The sequence below is a fragment of the Halpernia humi genome, assembly GCF_900108025.1.
GTDB lineage: Bacteria > Bacteroidota > Bacteroidia > Flavobacteriales > Weeksellaceae > Halpernia > Halpernia humi.
In genome coordinates, this window is record NZ_FNUS01000006.1 from 58,180 (window position 1) to 79,311 (window position 21,132).

At 32.9% G+C, this 21,132-nt stretch carries 18 protein-coding genes; 7 read left to right on the plus strand and 11 right to left on the minus strand.

Annotated features, from left to right (window positions below):
- Window positions 1-172 precede the first annotated feature (172 nt).
- From C4S29_RS11675 to C4S29_RS11690, 4 genes are all read left to right on the plus strand, one after another.
- Window positions 173-1,990 carry a TonB-dependent receptor plug domain-containing protein gene (locus C4S29_RS11675; RefSeq protein WP_103914280.1) on the plus strand — a complete coding sequence of 606 codons (1,818 nt, stop codon included), beginning with the start codon at window positions 173-175 and terminating at the stop codon, window positions 1,988-1,990.
- A 164-nt stretch (window positions 1,991-2,154) separates the two neighbouring features.
- Window positions 2,155-3,285, plus strand: a complete 1,131-nt coding sequence (gene dnaN, locus C4S29_RS11680) for a DNA polymerase III subunit beta (RefSeq protein WP_103914281.1) — start codon at window positions 2,155-2,157, stop codon at window positions 3,283-3,285.
- Between the two features lie 129 nt (window positions 3,286-3,414).
- Window positions 3,415-5,814: a phenylalanine--tRNA ligase subunit beta gene (gene pheT, locus C4S29_RS11685; protein WP_103914282.1), complete on the plus strand. Its 2,400-nt coding sequence runs from the start codon at window positions 3,415-3,417 to the stop codon at window positions 5,812-5,814.
- Between the two features lie 37 nt (window positions 5,815-5,851).
- Window positions 5,852-6,259, plus strand: coding sequence for an META domain-containing protein (locus tag C4S29_RS11690; protein WP_103914283.1), 408 nt, complete (start codon window positions 5,852-5,854; stop codon window positions 6,257-6,259).
- Window positions 6,260-6,416: 157 nt separating this feature from the next.
- Here the strand turns inward: C4S29_RS11690 and C4S29_RS11695 are convergent, their stop codons facing one another.
- The 9 genes from C4S29_RS11695 to C4S29_RS11735 form a co-directional block, all read right to left on the minus strand.
- Window positions 6,417-8,279 (minus strand): CocE/NonD family hydrolase, encoded by a 1,863-nt coding sequence (locus C4S29_RS11695; RefSeq protein WP_103914284.1) that lies wholly within the window; start codon window positions 8,277-8,279, stop codon window positions 6,417-6,419.
- Window positions 8,280-8,515: 236 nt separating this feature from the next.
- Window positions 8,516-8,755, minus strand: a complete 240-nt coding sequence (locus C4S29_RS11700; protein ID WP_103914285.1) for a hypothetical protein — start codon at window positions 8,753-8,755, stop codon at window positions 8,516-8,518.
- A 40-nt stretch (window positions 8,756-8,795) separates the two neighbouring features.
- Window positions 8,796-10,115, minus strand: a complete 1,320-nt coding sequence (locus C4S29_RS11705) for a hypothetical protein (protein WP_103914286.1) — start codon at window positions 10,113-10,115, stop codon at window positions 8,796-8,798.
- A 13-nt stretch (window positions 10,116-10,128) separates the two neighbouring features.
- Window positions 10,129-11,019, minus strand: a complete 891-nt coding sequence (locus C4S29_RS11710) for a 3-hydroxybutyryl-CoA dehydrogenase (RefSeq protein WP_103914287.1) — start codon at window positions 11,017-11,019, stop codon at window positions 10,129-10,131.
- A 9-nt stretch (window positions 11,020-11,028) separates the two neighbouring features.
- Window positions 11,029-11,847: a M23 family metallopeptidase gene (locus C4S29_RS11715; protein WP_103914288.1), complete on the minus strand. Its 819-nt coding sequence runs from the start codon at window positions 11,845-11,847 to the stop codon at window positions 11,029-11,031.
- Between the two features lies 1 nt (window position 11,848).
- Window positions 11,849-12,751 (minus strand): class A beta-lactamase, subclass A2, encoded by a 903-nt coding sequence (gene bla, locus C4S29_RS11720; protein WP_103914289.1) that lies wholly within the window; start codon window positions 12,749-12,751, stop codon window positions 11,849-11,851.
- Between the two features lie 8 nt (window positions 12,752-12,759).
- Window positions 12,760-14,481: a cellulase family glycosylhydrolase gene (locus C4S29_RS11725; RefSeq protein WP_103914290.1), complete on the minus strand. Its 1,722-nt coding sequence runs from the start codon at window positions 14,479-14,481 to the stop codon at window positions 12,760-12,762.
- 281 nt (window positions 14,482-14,762) lie between these two features.
- On the minus strand, window positions 14,763-15,725 hold the full coding sequence (locus C4S29_RS11730; RefSeq protein ID WP_103914291.1) for a Gfo/Idh/MocA family protein: 963 nt from the start codon (window positions 15,723-15,725) through the stop codon (window positions 14,763-14,765).
- A gap of 188 nt (window positions 15,726-15,913) precedes the next feature.
- Window positions 15,914-16,942, minus strand: a complete 1,029-nt coding sequence (locus C4S29_RS11735) for a Gfo/Idh/MocA family oxidoreductase (protein WP_103914292.1) — start codon at window positions 16,940-16,942, stop codon at window positions 15,914-15,916.
- Window positions 16,943-17,065: 123 nt separating this feature from the next.
- Here C4S29_RS11735 and C4S29_RS11740 point away from each other — a divergent pair, with 123 nt between their 5' ends.
- Entirely contained in the window at window positions 17,066-17,716 is a 651-nt protein-coding gene (locus C4S29_RS11740) for a protein-L-isoaspartate(D-aspartate) O-methyltransferase (protein WP_103914293.1), read from the plus strand.
- 269 nt (window positions 17,717-17,985) lie between these two features.
- On the opposite strand, the gene C4S29_RS11745 is transcribed toward C4S29_RS11740, so the two are convergent.
- Both C4S29_RS11745 and C4S29_RS11750 read right to left on the minus strand, forming a co-directional pair.
- A complete protein-coding gene (locus C4S29_RS11745) occupies window positions 17,986-18,810 on the minus strand; it encodes an SDR family oxidoreductase (protein WP_103914294.1) in 825 nt (274 codons plus the stop codon).
- A 103-nt stretch (window positions 18,811-18,913) separates the two neighbouring features.
- Window positions 18,914-19,888 (minus strand): beta-ketoacyl-ACP synthase III, encoded by a 975-nt coding sequence (locus C4S29_RS11750; protein WP_103914295.1) that lies wholly within the window; start codon window positions 19,886-19,888, stop codon window positions 18,914-18,916.
- 196 nt (window positions 19,889-20,084) lie between these two features.
- On the opposite strand from C4S29_RS11750, the gene C4S29_RS11755 reads away from it, so the two are divergent.
- On the plus strand, window positions 20,085-20,375 hold the full coding sequence (locus C4S29_RS11755; RefSeq protein WP_103914296.1) for a hypothetical protein: 291 nt from the start codon (window positions 20,085-20,087) through the stop codon (window positions 20,373-20,375).
- A gap of 293 nt (window positions 20,376-20,668) precedes the next feature.
- Complete coding sequence (locus C4S29_RS11760; protein ID WP_103914297.1) at window positions 20,669-21,100, plus strand: endonuclease domain-containing protein; 432 nt, start codon at window positions 20,669-20,671, stop codon at window positions 21,098-21,100.
- The last annotated feature ends 32 nt before the right edge of the window (window positions 21,101-21,132 follow it).

A 21,132-nucleotide genomic window follows, 5' to 3' on the forward strand; every position in this document is an offset into this window, starting at 1 on the left:
TAAAATTAATAATTAAATCGCTTTTTATTAATAATATGTTAATTATATTTGCGCTTTAATTTATTCAACTCTTAACACTTTTTTTGTCATTCCGCAGAAATCTAAGCAATTCAAATTACTGCCGAGATTGACTACGGAATGACAAAAAAGAATAAATATTGAAAAAAGCATTATGACCAAAAAACTAATAACGTTTTCTCTTTTAAGTGTATTAATTAAAATTTCAGCGCAAGAAAAGCCAGCAAACATCGATGAAGTTTTTGTTCAGGGAAAATTTCTAAATCTTCCCGTAGAAAAAATTAATGAAAATATCACGATCATTACAAAAGCGGAAATCGAAAAATCGCCTGCAAATAGTATTGATGAATTATTGCAATTAAACACAGGTTTAGATATTAGAAGACGTGGTTCAAATGGCGTTCAAGCCGATGTTTCAATTCGTGGAAGTTCTTTTGAACAGGTTTTAATTTTGGTAAACGGCGTACGAATGAACGACAGCCAAACTGGGCATAATTCTTTAAATATTCCTTTTGATTTGGATTCTGTGGAGCAAATTGAAATTATCAAAGGACCTGCAGCACAAAGATTTGGAAATAATGCTTACGCAGGAGTCATCAATATTATTACAAAGCCAATTGCTGGGAAATCGCTAAAAATTTCTGCGCAAGGTGGCGATTTTAAAACCTACGATTTAGGTGCAAATGCAAACTTTGGAACAGAAAAATTTTCAAATTTAATTCAAGTTCACACTTCCACGTCCGATGGTTATCGCCATAATACAGATTATAAAATCAATAATTTTTATTACCAAAATAATCTAAAAATTAAAAATGGTGGTTTAAGTTTTCAGGCTGGTTTTTCTGAGAAAAAATTCGGTGCAAACGGTTTTTATGCTTCACCTGCCGCGACGGAACAATATGAGGAAACGCAGGCATCAATTGTTAGTATTTCGGGGCGTCAAACTTTTAATGAATGGGATTTTAACTCAAATATTTCTTGGCGACGCGGACAAGATGAGTATATTTATATAAGAAATAATCCGTCTGTTTACCGCAATTTACATTTAGGAAATAATATCGGCGCGTCCTTTAATTCGGCTTACCATTCAAGTTTAGGTGTGACAGGTTTGGGTGTGGAATTACGAAAAGAAATTTTGGTGAGTAATAATTTGGGCGACAGAAATCGCTTTGTTTCGCAAGTTTTTTTGGAACATCATTTTTCGTTGTTAAATGACAAATTAGCCATTTCACCAGGAATTTCTTATGCTAATTATTCCAAAGAAGGCAACTTTTTTTATCCCGGTTTAGACGCTGGTTTTACTTTCAATGAACACCATAAAATTTACGGAAATATTTCCAAAGTTCACCGCGTGCCGACTTTTACGGATTTGTTTTACAGCAGTGGAACAGAACAAGGAAATGCGGATTTAAAACCAGAATCGGCAATTTCCACGGAAATCGGGTATCAATATAAAAGAAATCAATTTTCCGCAAAAACCAGTTTCTTCACTAGAAATTCTGATAATTTGATTGATTGGGCGAAAGATTCTCCAACTTCAAAATGGACGGCGAAAAATATCAGCAAAGTAGAATTAAAAGGCATTGAAGTTGAAATTAAACAAAATTTTTCTGGCTTTTTTAAGTCTTATTCTTTAGGCTACACTTATTTAGACAATCAAAGAAAAGATGCAGATTTGCGTTTGTCTCGCTACGATTTAGAAAATTTAAAACACCAATTTGTCGCGACTTTAGAAAATAAATTTCTGAAAAATTTCACCAATGTTTTAACTTACCGCTATAATGAAAGAGTGAATTTGGGAAGTTACAATTTACTTGATGAAAAACTAAATTATCAAGCAAAAGACTTTGGAATTTATATTTTAATTAATAATGTAACTAATTCAAAATATACCGAAACCAGCCTCGTGCCAATGCCGGGAAGATGGTTTCACGTTGGTTTGAGTTATAAAATTAATTTTTCTAAAAACTAAATTGATGATTATTGTTTCAATAATTTGATGTTGTAAAATGCAATTATTAAAAGATTAAATTCTAAATTGTTGGTAACTTTTTAGGACTAATCTTATTTATAAGAAATTGCTTTTGAGTTTTTAAAGTCAAATCATTATCTTTGTCGTTATATAAATAGTTTTAAATGAAATTTATTGTTGCCAGTGGCGAATTACAGAAGGCTTTGCAAATTGTAAGCGGCGTAATTGCAAGTTCCCAATCCAGACCAATATTAGAAAATTTTCTTTTTGATTTAAAAGAAAACCTTTTAAAAATTACGGCTTCTGACGGTGAAACTACTTTAATTACAACGCTCGAAGTGAAATCTGAAGATGAAGGAACTTTCGCTGTTCCCGCGAAAATTTTTCAGGATTTTGTGAAAACTTATGGCGAGCAACCTTTAACGCTTTCTGTGAAAGAATCAGAAGACGGAAACGGAAGTTTATTAGAAATTTTAGATGAAAAAGATAATTTTGCAGTCGCTTTAGACAATGCAGAAGATTATCCAGATATTCCAGAATTTGATGCCGCACAAAGTATTACCATTTCTTCCGGTGTTTTATCTGAGGCTTTAGCAAACACGCTTTTTGCAACGAGTAATGATTCTTTAAGACCAGTGATGACGGGCGTTTTGTTTCAATTTAAAGAGGACGAGACCAATTTCGTTTCTACAGATTCTCACCGTTTGGTGGTTTATAAAAGAGAAGATTTGATGAATGCCGAACCGATGGAATTCATTATGCCGAAAAAACCATTGTCTATTTTCAAAAACATTTTGGCCAATTCTAACGAAGATGTCGTTATTGATTTTAACGAAAATATGGCGAAATTTACATTTGGAAATAACATCTGGATTTGTCGTTTAATTGACGGAAAATATCCAAATTACACCGCGGTAATTCCAAAGGAAAACCCGAATGTTTTAACGATTAATAGAAATTTATTGTTGAGTGCTATTCGTAGAGCATCAATTATGTCTAACAAATCTACCAATCAAATTAGATTCAAATTATCTGCAAACATTCTTCATCTTCACGCAGAAGACACAGAATATGCGAACAAAGCAGATATGCAAATTCCTTGCGATTACAACGGCGAAGATATCAATATTGGTTTTAGTTCAAAATTTTTAACCGAAATGCTTTCAGTTTTAAATTCTGACGATATCACAATGAAAATGTCGCAACCCAACCGACCAGGAATTATAGAACCGGTAGATGGTTTAGAAGACAACGAACATATATTAATGCTTTCTATGCCGGTAATCGGGATGTAGAAATCATAAGATTTGAGAAATATAGATTTGAGATTTGAGACTTTTCTCAAATCTCTTCTTATTTAATATAACAAAGTTTTAGTTTTTAGTCCAAAATCTAAAATCTAAAATCTAAAATCTAAAATACAAATGAAAATTTCAAATAATTGGCTTAAAGATTATATAGATACAGATTTGAATACCGACAAAATCAGCGAATATCTCACAGATATTGGTTTGGAAGTAGAAGGTGTAGAAAAATTTGAAAATATCAAAGGAAGTTTAGCAGGTATTGTAGTCGGTAAAGTTTTAACCTGCGAAAAGCACCCAAATGCTGATAAATTGAACATCACAACAGTTGATGTTGGCGGAGAAAATATTCTGCAAATCGTATGTGGTGCGCCAAATGTGGCGGCTGGGCAAACCGTTCCCGTTGCAGTTGTAGGAACAAAATTATACGACAAATCCGGAAATTCTTTTGAAATTAAAAAAGCAAAAATACGTGGCGAAGTTTCTGAAGGCATGATTTGCGCGGAAGATGAATTAGGCTTGAGCGACGATCACGGCGGAATAATGATTTTAAATGAAAGTTATAAAAAAGGCGATTTATTTTCAGAATATTTTGATATTGCTGAAGATGAGGTTTATGAAATTGGTCTCACGCCAAACCGAACCGACGCTATGTCGCACTACGGCGTTGCTCGCGATTTAAACGCTTTTCTTTTAAATAATCAATTAAGATCTGAATTTAAAAAAATTGAAATAAAAGAGCCAGAAATTTCTGGCACCAATGATTTTGTTTTAGAAGTAGAAGACGCGGAATTAACGCCAAGATATTTGGGCGCAGTTATTGAAAATATTAAAATTTCAGAATCGCCAAATTGGTTAAAAGACCGGTTGAAAGCGATTGGTTTAAATCCCATTAATAATGTAGTAGATATCACCAATTATATTCTTCACAGTTATGGCCAACCTTTGCACGCCTTTGATGCAGCAAAAATTTCTGGAAATAAAATTGTAGTAGGAAATTGCCCTGAAGGAACAAAGTTCAAAACTTTAGATGGAGTAGAGCGCAGTTTAAATGGTAGCGAAATCATCATAAAAGACGGCAGCCAAAACCCGATGTGTATTGCAGGCGTGTTTGGCGGTGCAGATTCTGGCGTTACTTCTGAAACCACAAAAATTGTTTTAGAAAGTGCTTATTTTAATCCTGTTGCAATTAGAAAAGCGGCGAAATTTCACGGCTTAAACACAGATGCTTCTTTCAGATTTGAACGCGGTGTTGATGTGAAATTGGCCAGAAAAATTTTACTTAAAGCCATTGAAATGATTTCTGAAATTGCTAATGGAAACTTAGTAGGTGAGATTTTAGAGTCTTATCCTGAAGAAATTGAAAACAATTATGTGGTTTTTAGATATTCTAAATTAGACCAAATTTTAGGTGTGAAAATTCACCGTGAGAAAGTAAAATCCATTTTAAAATATTTAGAAATTGAAATTTTAAATGAAATAAATGACGGTTTAGAATTGTCGGTTCCCAATTACAGAGCAGATGTTACACGAGAAATAGACGTGATAGAAGAGATTCTTAGAATTTATGGTTACAATAAAATAGATTTGCCAGAAAAATTTTCTTTCTCGCCAGTTTCTTTAAATTTAGATGATCAAGATGCGCTAGAAAATTCTTGGGCAAGATCGCTTCAAAGCCAAGGTTTTAATGAAGTGATGAATAATTCTCTACGTTCTGTGAAAGATGAAACCGAAGCGGTGAAATTATTAAATCCGTTAAGTGGCGATTTGGCCTTTATGCGAAAATCTTTGTTGGAAGGACTTTTAGAAAATGCGGCTTACAATATCAACCGAAAAAATGCCGATTTAAAATTCTTTGAATTGGGTAAAATCTATCATAAAAGAAGCGAAAAATATGAAGAGCGGAAACAATTAGCGCTTTTAGTAACGGGAAGAAACCATGCAGAAAACTGGATGTTGCCAAAATCTGCTACGAATTTTTATTATTTAAAATCTTACGTTACACTTTTATTAGAGAAACTTAAATTAAATTTTGAAGAATTGCCATTAGAAGAGTCTAGATTTTCTGAAGGTTTAGAATTAAAATCAAATGGTAGAACTCTCGCCAAATTAGGGAAAGTGTCGCCAGAATTTTTGAAAGATGCAGATGTGGAGCAAGATGCTTTCTACGCAGAAATTGAAGTAGAAAACTGTGAGAAACTGCGGGTAAAAAATAATTTTAAATTTATAGATATTCCAAAGTTTAATAAAATTAGAAGAGATTTGGCTTTGCTTTTAGACAAGCAAATTTCTTACGCAGAACTTCATTCTTTAGCACAGAAAAATCCATCAAAATTTTTAAAAAATATCAATCTTTTTGATGTTTACGAAGGACAAAATTTACCGGAAGGAAAAAAATCTTACGCCTTAAGTTTTGAACTTTTAAATGAAGAAAAAACTTTAGAGGAAAAAGATATTTCTGAAGTGATGAATGCGTTGATAAAATCTTTTAAAAGTGAGTTTAATGCGGAATTGAGGTAATAAATTAATTGCTTAATTTTAACAAAAAAAGAAAATTATGAAAAATATACTTTTAGCATTTTGCAGCCTAATTCTGCTTGCATCTTGTTCGTCCGTAAATGGTTTAAAATCTAAATCTGGCAAAAGCCAAATGTCCATCAATAATAGCAGTTGGCGCGTGGCAGGTGATATAAAGGGAACTGTGCCGACTTTGCTAATAAAAGATGGAAAAATTTCTGGAAACGCAGGTTGCAATAATTACTTTTCTAACGAAGTGAATTTAGACCCGACGGTTGGTAATTTCAGTGTGAAAAATATTGGTTCTACGAGAAAAATGTGTCCTAATATGGAAGTGGAAACCAACTTCCTTAAAATGCTCGATGAAACGACAAAATATGTCGTAAAAGACAATGTTTTGGAATTATATAAGGATAATTTGTTGCTGTTGAGATTTAATAAAATGTAGGTTTAGAATTGAGATTTTAGAATTGAGATTTTAGAATTGAGATTTTAGACATGAGATAATAGATTTTAAAATCATCATAAAAAAAGTGCCGAAATTACTTTCTGCACTTTTTTGTTTCTAATTATTTAACTGTCAACTATCAACTATGAACTGACAACTATTTAATCACGTCTGCTTCTAATTTACTATCACCGTAAATTTTAATAAACGCTTTTGTATAATCTGCTTTCGTCGCTAAATTTACATTAGGAATAAACTTCTGAGGGTTCACCGTATAAAGCGGAAACCAAGTGCTTTCAATCTGAACTTGTATTTTATGCCCTTTTTTGAATGTGTGCATCACATCTTGAAGTTTAAAATCGACCGCCGTTTTTTGATTTGGAACTAAAGCCTCCGGTTTTTCAATAGAATTTCTAAATCTTGCGGGCATTATTTCACTTCGAACCATTTGATGGTAATTGGCCATAATCACGTTTGGTTTATCTGGATTTTCTGGCTCATTTTCCGGATAAATATCAATTAATTTTACGATGAAATCAGCATCTGTTGACGTAGATGAAATATTGAGTTTTGCCATTAATTCGCCTCCAAAAGTGATATCGTCTGTTAAAACATCTGTGGTGAAAGTCGCCACATCTGGTCGCATATCTGCAAATCTTTGGTCTTCACTCATATAATTTCTGGGCGTAAAACCATTAAAATCTTTCAAGTTTTCTGAACTTACAACTGGTTTGTTTGGATCGCTGTAATATTCTGTGGTACTTTCTGAGGGGTTCATTTCCAGTTTATTATTCACAAAATAGAAATCTTCTTTTTTTGCATTTTCTGGCGGATATTTTGAAAATTCGCGCCATTTTTTTGCACCTGTATCAAACATTACTGCTTCTGGAATTCCAGAATCTTCGTTGGTATTTCCTTTTAAATAATGCGCAAAAAATTTAGTTTCCAAATTTTTCTGATAGTAAGTCGCAATGCTATCGCCGAAATAAATATCATTATGATAGGCTTTTCCGGTTTCTCTTCCCCAAGCACCATGAGAAAAAGGGCCCATCACAATGGTGCTTTTCGCTTTTGGCGAAGTTTTTTGGATGGTTTTGTAAATATTTAAAGGGCCAGATAAATCTTCTGCATCAAACCAACCGCCAACGAGCAAAACAGCCTGATTCACGTCTGTCAAATGTGGTAATAAATTTCTTTTTTGCCAGAAATCATCGTAGTTGGGATGATCCATAATCTGCTGCATAAAGAAATTATTTTTATAATATTTATCTACACCGTCTTTTAAAGTTCCCAAGTCTTGGTAAAATTTCAGGCCGTCGTCAGAATATTTTTTTATCATACTATCTGCAAACCAGGCTTTAGGTGTCGGTTCTGTTTTTTGGATTCCAAATACCGGAAACGTGCGGAAATAGCCAAGCATAAATCTGCCATTGTGTAAAAAATCATCGTTCCAAAAATTAGAAATTGGCGCTTGTGGCGAAGAAGCAACCAAAGCCGGATGATGCGCTAATAAACCAACTGCGGTATAAAAACCTGGATAAGACGTTCCATATTGTCCCACTTTTCCGTTGTTGTTCGGAAGATTTTTCACCAACCAATCTACGGTGTCGTAAGTATCGGTGCTTTCATCTACATCTTTTTTGGTTTTATGTTCTACTTGCGGCGTCATATTCGTCCAAGTTCCTTCGCTCATATATCTGCCTCGAACGTCTTGATAGACGAAAATGTATTCATCTTTCATCAAATATTTATTCGGGCCAATCGCAGATTTAAACTCATTTTCACCATAAGGCGCAACGCTGTAACAAGTTCTTTGCATTAAAATTGGATATTTTTTATCTTTAGAAATATCTTTTGGCGTGTAGATAGAGGTGAAGAGTTTTACGCCATCACGCATGGTGATATAGATTTCTTTTTTGGTATAATGCTCTTTTATATAATTATTGCTTGCTTTTTTTTGCTCTTGAGAAAAGCTAAAAACAAACACAAATAATAACAGAACAGAACTGAATTTTTTCATAGTTTATTAAATTTTCTACTAAATTATAATTTTTTTCTGGAGCGTGGCATTTTTCTTATTAATATCTTACTAAAGCACAGTAGTTTTTTCTAAAATTATTGTGAACAAAGTTTTAAAAAATTGAAGATTTTTGTTTTCAATAGATTCCTCTACTTTAAAGTGGTTTATATGAGGAAAACAAAAAAGAACCCATTTCTGAGTTCTTTTAATATTATATTTTTAGTTTAAACCAAAAATTAATCTTCGTCTTCTTCGTCGTATTTCGCCAATTCATCGTCACACCATTTAAAAGCGGCTTCTACCACTTTTGTGGCTTCGTCGGCCATTGTTTCCTCGTCATCGCCTTCCAAATCATCAAACCATTCTACTTCTTCTTCTTCAACGTTTAAAATAAATCTTGGATATTCTGTGTGCACTACAAATAAATCTTCCGGCATATCGGAGTTGTCTGCTAATAAAAACTTTGGTAATTTCATTTTTTTAAAATTTTAATTTCTGCTCAAAGGTAAGAAATTCTTATTGAAATGGATTCTTACTTATTTTTATTTTTGAACTCACTTTATACTCAGTGAGAGTGCTTTCTTCTAATGTGTCTTTCGGTTTAAAAGTAATTGAAACTTGTGGATTTACTGTGCTTATTAGTTCTGCAACTTGTACTTTTTTTTCGGTGTCTGAATCATTGATGAGGTAATATTTTAAAGGAACTTTGTCTAGTTTTTCATTTACCAAAAACCGAGTGATGTTTTTTCGATTTTCTAAATAGTTCCCACGAGAAAGCCACGTAAAAAGAAAGCCAGTCATTAAGCTTAAAATTGCTATCGAATAAGTATAAAGACCAAAAATATTAAATAATTTCTTAAAGTAAACCAACCAAATACTTAAAATAAAAGGCGACAAAAGTCTATAATCTAGAGGGTTAACCGAATAAAAATACTGAATAAAATATGAACAAATTATCGTAAATAAACCTGTAAATAGTAAAAATTTTTCGCTCGCAGAAACTTTATTCTTCAAGAAAAGATAGAGCATTATAAAAATATTTAATGCTCCAATTCCGTAAATTCCGTAATTAATAAAACCGCCACTAGGGCTTGCGATATGGATAAACGGGTTAAAACTGGTGCAAAGTCCTTGAAATAGTTCTACTAAAAGTTCCGAACTTGGTTTAAGGCCAATTTTTAAAAATTCTTTAATGTAATCTTGATTAAAATAATCAATAAAAAAATACTTATATAAAACAATGTATAAAAGGCCTGGCAAAGCAGAAATCAGAAATATTTTGGCGTAATTTTTTTTATAATATAATATTCCAAATCCGAAAACTGATAGGATGAAAAACAGTGCACTGTAGCGAATATTGTACATCAAAATTAAAATCAAACTTAAATAGATAATCGCTTTTTTGCCGCTAAGTTCACCAATAATGATTTGGCGACCAATGTAGAGAAAAACAAATACAAAAGGCAAGATTAATGTTTCGCTCATGCTATAAGAAAATATAGAAACGTAGCTGAAAAGTGCCGCTGTTATAAGTGTTTCTTTAAAATAAAACTTCTTTTTCCAAGCAAAATAGATTATAAATAAAAAGGACAAAAGACCAATAATTTTACTCGCCCAAAATTCATCAGAGAGAAATGCGAAAAATTTTATAAAAAGTGGATATCCGAGTGGCGTTGTTGTATTATCAATCACCGGAAATACTTTTGCTGTGCGAAAGTAGCGGATAGAATCTGGATTTACCCTGCCTTTTTCGTTCAAGAGAACGCGTAAAATTATCATTACAAAAGTGGTAATTAATAAAAACCACCGGATTGTGCTTTCTTGTTTTCTTTTCAATGGTCTTTAGATTTTATTTAGCAAACATTTTTGCCACTTTTTCTGCTTTTCTACTTTCGGAATAATCATAAAATCCTTCGCCAGACTTCACACCTTTTTTGCCTGCCATCACCATATTTACCAACAACGGATTTGGCGCATATTTCGGATTTTTGAAACCATCATACATCACATTCATAATCGCCAAACAAACATCTAGCCCAATAAAATCTGCCAATTGAAGCGGTCCCATCGGATGCGCCATTCCCAATTTCATCACCGTATCTATTTCTTCTACGCCTGCAACGCCGTTGTAAAGGGTTTCTATCGCTTCGTTAATCATCGGCATGAGAATTCTATTCGCCACAAATCCTGGATAATCGTTTACTTCAACCGGCACTTTTCCTAAAGTTTTAGACATTGCAAAAGTTTGATCAAACGTTTCTTTGGAAGTAGAGTAGCCTTTTATAATTTCCACCAATTTCATCACTGGGACAGGATTCATAAAGTGCATGCCAATTACTTTCTCTGGGCGCGAAGTGGCAGCCGCAATTTTTGTGATAGAAATGGAGGAAGTATTAGTCGCCAAAATGCAATTTTCTGGCGCAAAATCATCCATTTGTTTAAAGATTTTCAGTTTTAAATCAAGATTTTCTGTTGCCGCTTCCACTATTAAATCGGTGTTTTTAGAACAATTTTCTAAAGAAGTGAAACTAGAAATATTACCTAAAGTTTCTGCCTTTTGGTCTTCGGTTAAATTTCCTTTCGCAACTATTCTATCTAAATTTGCAGCTATTGTTTTCAGCCCTTTTTGTAAAGCTTCTTCAGATACATCTACCAATTCTACTTTGAAACCGTTTTGTGCAAAGGTATGTGCGATACCGTTTCCCATTGTTCCTGCGCCGATTACAACTATGTTTTTCATATAAATTATTTATTTTGATTTAGTATATTTCTTCTTTTCTTCTAAATATTCTGCATTTGAAGTTGACGTTTTAAATTTGGTTTTAATATAAATTCGTTCGCCTTTCATCTTGTTCAAGAATACGGCAAAATGTAAGTGTGGCCCTGTTGACCAACCTGTGTTTCCGCTATAACCAATAAATTGCCCTTTGCTGATTTCATCTCCCAACTGAACTTCTGCACCATTTTGCTTTAAATGTAAATATTCTGCAAAAGTGCCATCTGGCTGCAAAATAAGAATTTTATTATTAAATTTTGCACATTCAATGGTTTCGCATCTTGTATTAAAACCTTCTTCAATTGCTACTACTTTTCCTTCACGCGCTGCAAATATTTTGTCGCCCACATCTAAACCAAAATCCAATGCGGCCTGATTTTGATGCGAAATTTTCCCATTGTAACCTTGGTAAATGGCGTAAGTTTTGCCCGTTTCGAATGGTAAATCGTAGATGTAATTTTCATCAAATTTTGTCAGCGTTACATCTCCGAAATTATAAGTTGATCTGAAATTATACCTGGCGGCTTTTTTTAAATTAATAATCGACAGTTTAAATACTGGAAATCTTTTAGAATTTGCAGGAATCACGATTATTTTATCAGCAGGCAAAGTTGATTGCATATTTTCTAGCGTAAATTGAAAATACACGGACATTGGCACCAATTCAGCATTTTCAGCATATATTTGATATTCATTATTCACTTTTTCGGTGGTGAAAGAAATTTTACTGAAAGTTTGCGCCCAAGAAATAGATGAGATGAGCAAAAGCGAACAAAGAAGAAATTTTTTCACCTCAATTATCTTTTAAATTTTCATATACAAGTTTAGAAATATCGGCAATTATTTTACAATTTATTGCTTCGGTTTCTTTAGAATTACTTACAAAAACGCAGATGGCATAATGATTTCCGTTGGGTAAAGTTACAATTCCCATATCATTTTCGGCGCCTGTTAAACCCGCATCATTTTTCCCAGAAGAACCGGTTTTGTGAGCAATAATTGCGGTTTTTGGTAAAAGTGCTTTCAATTTATTTTGGCCGGTAGTTGTTCCAATTAAAATTTTCATTAGAAAATCTGTGGAAGATTTTGAAACTATTTTATCATTGTAAAACGCTTTTAATACATTCACAAGAGAATTTGTGGAACTGTAATTTTCATATTGCGCGTTCCAATCTTGGTGCATTTTTTCTTCATTATATTTAATTTGAAAATCTTTCACCGCTTTAGAGTTGGTAAAATCTTGCACGGTTTGTACGCCGCCAATTAATTTTAATAAAATATCGCAACCGTTATTGTCACTTTGCGCAACGGTGTATTTTATAATTTCCGCTAAAGTTAATTCTATATTTCCATTTGGATATTTCTCGCGAATTGGGCTCCAAGTATTTTCTAAAAGATCAGATTTTTTAATAAAAATTTTTTGGTTTAAATTTAATTCTCCCGTATCCACCAAATTCAAAACCGCCAAAGCAATATGAAATTTAAAAACGCTTTGCATCGGCAAATGCTTGTCGCCGTTGATGTTTAATTCAAATGGCTTTTCAAAACCCAAAATCGAAACGCCAATTGTTGCATTTTTATCTTTAATAACATTTTGAATTTCTGCTTTTAAATTGGCTTTATTTTTAATTTCTTGCTTTTTTTCTGTGCAGGAAATTGTGAAAATAAGAAAGAAAAGTGGGAGTAAATTTTTCATTTATTTTTTTATTTCAATTCAATATCAAGTAAATTAACAGCATTATTTTCAAAGTAAATTCTCAATTTATTTTCTCCTTTTTTAAGATTGATTGTTGTGCCAGAAGTTGTTTTCCAAGAATCGTTTCCACCAGTAGCATTTAAGGAAATTGCAGCCAATTCTTTCCCGGAAGCCTCTCCAATTTTTATTTTTGAATCTTGAGTTGCAGAATATTTAATAATTAATTGATAATTTTTTGCTGTTTCCGAGTTCACTGTATATTGCAGCCATTCGCCTTTTTCAGTTTTTCCAACGTAATATTGGTTTTCTTTGGTTTTATAAATATCAACGCCGTCGTTTCTGAGTTGATTTCCAGAATTCCAATCTGATCTAAATATTTCATCACTCACCCAAAGATTTCTATAATCTGTATCGTTATACGCAGATCCCATTCTACCCAAATCATATTCTACCGCGAGAATTTTCCCCGGAATCGGATGGTTTTTAAAAGCGATTGTGGTAGAATCATTCACTTGCCGGAATAAGGCGTCTATCACATCTTTTATAATTTCCACTTTAGAAAATTTATAATTGTCGGCAATTTTCATTAATGCTTTTTCGGCAAATTCTTTTGAGGGTTTTGTGCCGCCATTTTTCCAATAATCAAGAAGTTTTTCGTATTCTGGAGTGATTTTTACATTGGTAATTCCTGCGATATTATCAATTTTTTTCATTGGCCAATAAGCCCAGCCGATATTTTCTTTTTCTAAAAGTTGATTTAATTCTGTAAACCAAACATTAGAATTTTCGCCAGTTTCGCCCAACCAAATTGGCGTATTGAATTTTTTCCGAAGATCTAGGGCAAATTGAATACTTCCAATATTATTGAAATTCCAGTATTTATGGAAACTGAAAGCCATATTATCATCCCAAATTTCCTTTAAACCATTATAATTATTTCCCCAGCCATTTCCTTCGATGATGATGATGTGTTTTTTATCTTCACTGCGGATGGCTTCTGTGATTTCTTTTTCCAATTTCCAAAGTGGCGCATTCGACATTTCATCCGTTCCGTTTGGATTTTTCCCTGTAAAGTTGATGTTTGGTTCATTTAAGATATCATAACCTCCAATCCAAGGTTCATTTTTATATCTTTCGGCGAGTTTTTTCCAAAGCGCAATTGTTTTTTTCTGGTTTTCTTCACTTTCCCACAACGAAGGTTTTGACTTATCATTATCGGAAATATTGACGTCATTTCCTTGTCCGCCAGGCGCGGCGTGCAAATCTAAAATTAAATACATTTTATTTTCTTGGCACCATTTCAGTAAGTTATCCGTCATCTCAAAACCTTTTTTCAGCCAAGTATTTTCGCCTTTTATTGGTTCTTTTTCGATTGGCAAAGTGTAAAGATTGTAATGCATCGGAAGTCGAACGGAGTTAAAACCCGCCTTTGCCAAGAAGTCTATATCCTTTTTGGTTATTCCGTTTTTAAGGTAAGTTTTATAGAAATTTTTCATTCCCTTTTCACCAATCAATTCTTTTATTTTTTCTTTAATTTGATACTGCGGTCCTGCAAAATCGGCAGTTTTTAGCATATAACCTTCTTGCAACATCCAGCCACCTAAACCAAGACCTTTCAACTGGATGTTTTTACCTTTTTCATTCACGATTTCCTCACCGCTTCTTTTTAAAAACTGTGCAGTTCCCAATTGTGAGAGCAGAATAGCAGAAAATAGGATTGTTTTTTTCATAAGAAGTTATTTTCAAGGTTTTATAATGATGAATTTTTATTAGTTAAACTTTACTACAATATTATTTTGACTTTAAAGATTTTTAAATTTCCTATTCGCTGTTGCATCATCCGTTAAAAATTGAAAGTCATAATAATTATATTCTTCATTTTTAGTTTTTAGCGTCATTGCGAGGAACGAAGCAATCTGTTGTAGAATGCAGAATTTTTTTCAACGGATTGCTTCGTCACTACATTGCATTTCGTTCCTCGCAATGACACAAGTAATTCGGTTTTTTATTATTAATTAATCATCTTCACGATTTCCAGCGCCACTTTCAACGCTTCCGTTCCGTCTTCCAGAGAAACTTCCACATTTTTATTTTCTGTAATCGCATCGGCAAAACTTTCCAGTTCGTCTAAAATTGCGTTATTCGGCGAAATCGGTGGATATTCAAAAATAATCTGATTTTTTTCGCCTTCCGCATTTTCTATAATCATATCAAAATCACTCGGGTTTTCAGGCGCTTCTTTCATCCTAATGACTTCTGCTTTTTTCTCTAGAAAATCAACCGAAATGTAAGCGTCTTTCTGGAAGAATCTCGATTTCCGCATGGCTTTCATAGAAATTCTTGAAGTCGTAAGATTAGCAACGCAACCGTTTTCAAACTCAATTCTCGCATTGCAAATATCCGGCGATTTTGAAACCACGGAAACGCCAGAAGCGTGAATTTTTTTTACTTTAGATTTTACAATAGAAAGCAAAATATCCAAATCGTGAATCATTAAATCTAAAACGACAGAAACATCCGTCCCACGCGGATTAAATTCTGCCAAACGGTGAATCTCGATAAACATTGGGTTTTTGATGTAATCTTTTGAGCCAATAAATGCTGGATTGTAGCGTTCAACATGACCAACTTGCGCTTTTATCCCAAATTCTCTGCATTTAAAAAGGATTTCTTCTGCTTCTTTTAAATTTTGTGTAACGGGTTTTTCAATAAAAAAGGGAATCTTATTTCCGATGGCTTTCATTGCAAAATCGTAATGGTAAAGCGTGGGCGTTACAATATCGAGCATTTCAATTTTAGATAACAATTCATCAAAATTTTCAAAATATTTATAACCGAATTCGGCTTCTAATTTTTTGCCGTTTTCTACGTCTTTATCATGAAAACCAACCAAATTATATTTCTTTGATTGATTAAGAAGTTTCAAATGAATTTTCCCCAAATGGCCTGCACCAACTAAACCTGCGTTTAACATATTTTTGAATTTATTTTCTTTCCCGTAAAGATAAACATTTCGGCAAACATTTTATTTCACTATTTCACACAAAGAATGCAAAGGTTAATTTTAGGTTTGAATTTCGCCAAACGGCTTAAAAATTATTTTTTGCCAATATTTAAAATCTGAAAAATATCCTTGAGAATTTTGCGCAATAATCATTTTATTTAAAAACAAACAATTTTTTGCTCCTCCGAACTTTTTATTGCCCCTTCAATAATTTTCATTGTTTTTATCGCATCTTCTGCTGAAACTGGTACAGGTTTATTTTTTGAAAGCGCTTGGTATAATTCCCCGAAAAATTCTAGATAATTACCTTTCAAACTATCGATGAAGATTCTATTTTTGAAGGTATTTAAAATACCTTTTTGGCTTTCATTTTCAGTTCCCCAATCTTTGAAATTTGGCTTTTTTCCAGCTTTTAAATCATCTTCTTGCACATCGGCGCGCATCTTCAAAAAACTACCTTTTCTTCCTTGCAAAACATAGGCGGGCAAAACTTCTTTCGCAAAAAAAGAGGCTTTTAAACGAACTCTTTTATCGGGATAATAAAGCAAAATATCAAAATAATCTACCACTTTTGTGTCTTTTCGAAGTTTTCGTAAATCGGCGAAAAGTTGCGTTGGAAAGCCGAATAGAACCAAGGCTTGATCAATAATATGCGCGCCTAAGTCCCACAAAATCCCAGAGCCATTTTGCATTTCTTCTTTCCAAGTTTTCTGACTTAAAATCGGGTTATATCGTTCAAACCTTATTTCCGCTTCAACAATTTCATCCAAAATATTATCTTTTAAAATCTTTTGAACGGTTTTAAAATCGCTGTCCCATCGCCGATTTTGATAGATGCAAAGTTTTACATTTTGCGCTTTTGCGATAGAATCAAGTTCAATGGCTTCGGCTACATTGGTGGTAAAACATTTTTCTACTAAAACATTTTTACCCGCTAAAAGTGATTTTTTAGCCAATTCAAAATGCGTGTGAACTGGCGTGTTTACAACAATTAATTCTGCTTCGCTTTCTAAAACTTCTTCTAAAGTTGCAAAGCTTTTTACGTTTTTAAAATCGTTTTCAATGTTTTTTTTACTTCTTTCGTACGCGCCAATTAGTTCAAAACCAGAATGAACTTCTAAAAATGGTGCGTGAAATAACTTGCCAGAATCGCCATAAGCGAGTAGTGCAGTTTTTATTTTTGACATTATTTTTTTAAATTTTTACTAATTTAATAAAAATGAATAAGCATTTTAAATTGAATTCAGAAAATTTCAAATCTTCAATCTCAATTCTTCCAATCTCCAAACTAAATTCTTATTTTTGTTTTAATGAAAGATTCTTTTGTACATAAGGGGAAACGTAAGATTTTAGTAGAATATTTGCGAGAAAAAATCGGAATTTTAGATGAAAATGTTCTTCAGGCCATCAATGAAGTGCCGCGCCATCTTTTTATTCAAAGTATTTTTGAAGAATTCGCTTATGAAGATCGCGCTTTTCCTATTGCGGCGCAACAAACCATTTCACATCCTTCAACTGTGGCCGAACAAACGGAAATTTTAGAATTAAAAAAAGACGAAAAAGTTTTGGAAATTGGCACCGGATGCGGTTATCAAACGATGGTTTTAATGAAAATGAACGCTTTGGTTCACACCATAGAAAGGCAGAAAGATTTGTTTGATTATGCTAAAAATAAATTTAGAGAACTGAATTGCCGCCCAAAATTTCAAAGTTTTGGTGATGGGTTTGCTGGTCTTCCTACTTTTGCGCCTTTTGATAAAATTTTGGTGACTTGCGGCGCAGAAAATTTGCCACAAGAATTGCTTCATCAGTTAAAAATAGGCGGAAAAATGGTAATTCCTTTAGGGAAAACCGATGAGCAAATTCTCTACAGATTTACAAAAATATCGGAAAACGAAATTCAAAAGGAAGAATTTGGGATTTATAAGTTTGTACCGATGTTGGGCGATACGAAAATTTAAAAACAGGCATACAAAACGCAAGAAAAGGCTTTATTTTTCAGAAAATAGGTAAATTTTCTTTCAATTCCGATAAAGATAATTCAGCGTATTAAACGCTGTTTTTCACTTTTTTAAAACATCTAAATTCGTGATATTTGTTTTAAAAAAAAAATTTTTGAATTATTCGTGTTTAATTTTATAATGAGATATTTGCTTGTAACAATTATATAAAGGTATTTTTTACATCAATCATCAATCATCAATCATCAATCATCAATCATCATTTATTATTACCCCATAATATGAAAACCACCATCCACATGGCGTATTTCGCCTGTAATTCTTGTTTCCTTGCGGAAAAGATGAATCACTTCATGCGCAAGATCTTCTGGCAAAGCGTTGCCAAGCGGGCTTAATCTATTTGCTCTTGCTACATCTTCGTCTTTCAACGTAGCATTTCCGGCTTTACTTCCCATGTAAGGTGAAAAACGTAATGCATTTGCTCGGATTCCGTATTTATTTCCCAATTCGTAAGCCATTTCAATCGTTAATCTTTCTAATGCCGCTTTTGCAATACTCATATTTATGTAAGGAAAAAAGGATACCTTTTCAGCTGCAATATAACTTAAAGACACAATTGAAGCGCCATTTTGCAAAACGCCATTATCGAGCAAAGCATGGCAAAGTGAAATTAGAGAAAATGCAGACACATTCATTGTGTCATTAAATTCTTCCGCAGTAACTTCCAACATTGGTTTTACAGATTTATTTCTAATCGTTTTGTCCATAGCAATGGCATGTAAAAAACCATTAATTGGAATGTTTTTTTCTTTTAAATCATGCGCCAAAAATTGCAAACTTTCAGGCAAAGTAACATCTAGTGGTGCTGTGTAAACATCATTACCTAAAACTTTTTTTACAGAATTTTCGAAATCGGCGTAGTTTTTATTTAAAAAATCTTGTGCTTTTTCTGATAAATTTTTATGAAAAGGTGTAACGCCAAGTCCTGTGCAGACTACGTTTCCATTGTTTTGAAGCACTTTTTCTGCTATTTTCATTGCTAATGAGTTTTCATCTGCAATCCCGGTAATTAAAAAAGTTTGATTTGAAAGCATAATTTTAAAGTAAAAAGTAAAAAGTAAAAAGTAAAAAGTAAAAAGTAAAAAAATATTTTAAAAGTCATTAATAAACTGACAACCGACAACCGAAAACTAAGAACTACACTTTGTAAAGCGCCGTTCCCCAAGTCCAACCAGAGCCAACTGCGGCAAAAAGCAATAAATTTCCCGGTTGAATTTTCCCACTTTTGTAAGTTTCATCTAACACAATTGGAATCGTTCCGCCCGAAGTGTTTGCATATTTATCCATATTGGTCATCACTTTTTCAAACGGAATATTTACTTTTTTAGCGGTTTCCTGCAAAATTCTAATACTCGGCTGATGTGGAATAACCCAATCTACATCGTCAGAAGTTAATTGGTTGGCTTCTAGGATTTCTGTTATAACCTCTGGTAAAACTTTCGTCGCCGTGTTATAAACTTCCTTTCCATTCATTTGGAAATAATGCTGCCTATTTTTTAAAGTTTCTTCGGAAGCGGGAATTTCACATCCGCCAGCAGGAATATTAAAATGGAGTTTTCCGCGTCCGTCAGCATGTAGTTTAAAATCCATAAAACCTTTGTCTTCCGTAGTTGCAGATATCAAAATCGCACCTGCGCCATCGCCAAAAAACACAGAATCTTTTCTTTCCCAATCTGTAATTGTAGAAAAAGTATCTGCACCAATGATTAAAACATTTTTATACATTCCGGTTTGCACAAATTGGCAAGCAATGGCAATACCATAAAGTCCGCCAGAGCAAACCGCAGAAATATCAAAAGCCACCGCTTGGAAAGCACCCATTTTTTCTTGCACAAAACACGCGGTAGATGGCGCTTGGCGATCTGGCGTAGAAGTCGCAACAATAATTAAATTTATGTCTTCAGGTGTAACACCGGTGCCCTCCAAAGCTTTTAATCCAGCTTTATAGGCTAAATCGCTCGTTACTTCACCAACCGCAATTCGCCGTTCTCTGATTCCTAAATTTTTAAATATCCATTCATCTGAAGAACCTACCGCTTCAAAAAAATCATTTTTCAAAATTTTTGGTGGGACATAAGAGCCAGTTCCTTTTATATAAGCATTCGTTTTCATTACTAATTTTAATTAATTACAAATATCAAATAAATTTTATAGAAATTGAATTTATTTCGGTAAAAATATAGAATTATTGGGAGATAAATATTTTATTTTAATTAAAAGTATCAAAATCTAAAATCTGGAATATTATATTTCTTAAAATATTTTCATCAATGGCAATGCTTTTGTTACAATAAAATAAAATTACATTATGAATACCGACAACAACCGAAAAGGGCAAAATGAAAATTTAGAAGAACTTAATTATCCAAAATCTGATGATATTTTCACACAAAATGAGCCTGTTTCTATAGATTCAAATGGGGAATTGAGAGAAAATGAAGATTTAGATGATGCTATGGAAATGGGGTTAGACGTTCCAGGTTCAGAGTTAGACAATGCACAAGAAGACGTGGGTTCTGAAGATGAGGAAAATAATTATTATAGCACAAGCGATAATAATGATAACCACGAAGAAGTGAATGAAGATTTAATTAATTAAAAATTCTAAAATAGGGAGCAAGACGGTTTCAGTTTTTTCGAAGATTGTGCCGGCTTTCCACTATATATTTTTATTTTTTCTGACAAAAAATAAAAAAGATGTCGTTCCAATCCGGGCTATCAAGTTCGGTTTTTTTCTTTTCAGACGAGAAGTATTGTGTTCAAATAAAATTATTTATCTTTAAATAATAAATTATATAGTCTAATTTCCAGAAATTTTGCATCGAGAAATTCCCCTCCTCTGGAGGGGTGGCAAAAATTCGGAAAGAATTTTTGACGGGGTGGTTTTTATAGATGAAAGAAGAAATTTTAACATATATCAACAATATTCCAATCCGCAGAAATTTTGTGGAGAATTTACCCTATAATCCAAGTTTAAGGCAATTATCAAAAGAAAAAAGAAAGGCAGGAATTTTAAGTGAGGTTTTATTTTGGAAACAAGTGAGAGTAAAATCTTTTCATAATATAGATTTTGACAGGCAAAGAATTATTGGTAATTATATAGTAGATTTTTATGTAAAAACTTTAGGTTTGATTGTTGAAATTGATCTAAGTAGCCATGAAAGTAAAGATAAAAATACCATTTTTAAACAAAAAAAATTAGAATCTTTAGGATTAGAATTTTTTATAATTAAAGACTTTGATGTTAAACATAATTTGAATTTGGTAATGAAAGATTTAGAAAATTTTATAATTGAAAAATATGGAAACCACCCCGTCTTATAAAATTTTTCAAATTTTATAATCCACCCCTCCAA

What these genes read in the sequence shown, in the direction of transcription:
- C4S29_RS11690 (WP_103914283.1), top strand. Translation starts at nt 5,852, where the DNA reads ATGAAAAATATACTTTTAGCATTTTGCAGCCTAATTCTGCTTGCATCT.
- C4S29_RS11695 (WP_103914284.1), bottom strand. Translation starts at nt 8,279, where the DNA reads ATGAAAAAATTCAGTTCTGTTCTGTTATTATTTGTGTTTGTTTTTAGC.
- C4S29_RS11740 (WP_103914293.1), top strand. Translation starts at nt 17,066, where the DNA reads ATGAAAGATTCTTTTGTACATAAGGGGAAACGTAAGATTTTAGTAGAA.
- C4S29_RS11735 (WP_103914292.1), bottom strand. Translation starts at nt 16,942, where the DNA reads ATGTCAAAAATAAAAACTGCACTACTCGCTTATGGCGATTCTGGCAAG.
- C4S29_RS11710 (WP_103914287.1), bottom strand. Translation starts at nt 11,019, where the DNA reads ATGAAAAACATAGTTGTAATCGGCGCAGGAACAATGGGAAACGGTATC.
- bla (WP_103914289.1), bottom strand. Translation starts at nt 12,751, where the DNA reads ATGAAAAATTTACTCCCACTTTTCTTTCTTATTTTCACAATTTCCTGC.
- pheT (WP_103914282.1), top strand. Translation starts at nt 3,415, where the DNA reads ATGAAAATTTCAAATAATTGGCTTAAAGATTATATAGATACAGATTTG.
- C4S29_RS11760 (WP_103914297.1), top strand. Translation starts at nt 20,669, where the DNA reads ATGAAAGAAGAAATTTTAACATATATCAACAATATTCCAATCCGCAGA.
- C4S29_RS11750 (WP_103914295.1), bottom strand. Translation starts at nt 19,888, where the DNA reads ATGAAAACGAATGCTTATATAAAAGGAACTGGCTCTTATGTCCCACCA.
- C4S29_RS11700 (WP_103914285.1), bottom strand. Translation starts at nt 8,755, where the DNA reads ATGAAATTACCAAAGTTTTTATTAGCAGACAACTCCGATATGCCGGAA.
- C4S29_RS11730 (WP_103914291.1), bottom strand. Translation starts at nt 15,725, where the DNA reads ATGTTAAACGCAGGTTTAGTTGGTGCAGGCCATTTGGGGAAAATTCAT.
- C4S29_RS11725 (WP_103914290.1), bottom strand. Translation starts at nt 14,481, where the DNA reads ATGAAAAAAACAATCCTATTTTCTGCTATTCTGCTCTCACAATTGGGA.
- C4S29_RS11755 (WP_103914296.1), top strand. Translation starts at nt 20,085, where the DNA reads ATGAATACCGACAACAACCGAAAAGGGCAAAATGAAAATTTAGAAGAA.
- C4S29_RS11675 (WP_103914280.1), top strand. Translation starts at nt 173, where the DNA reads ATGACCAAAAAACTAATAACGTTTTCTCTTTTAAGTGTATTAATTAAA.
- C4S29_RS11745 (WP_103914294.1), bottom strand. Translation starts at nt 18,810, where the DNA reads ATGCTTTCAAATCAAACTTTTTTAATTACCGGGATTGCAGATGAAAAC.
- dnaN (WP_103914281.1), top strand. Translation starts at nt 2,155, where the DNA reads ATGAAATTTATTGTTGCCAGTGGCGAATTACAGAAGGCTTTGCAAATT.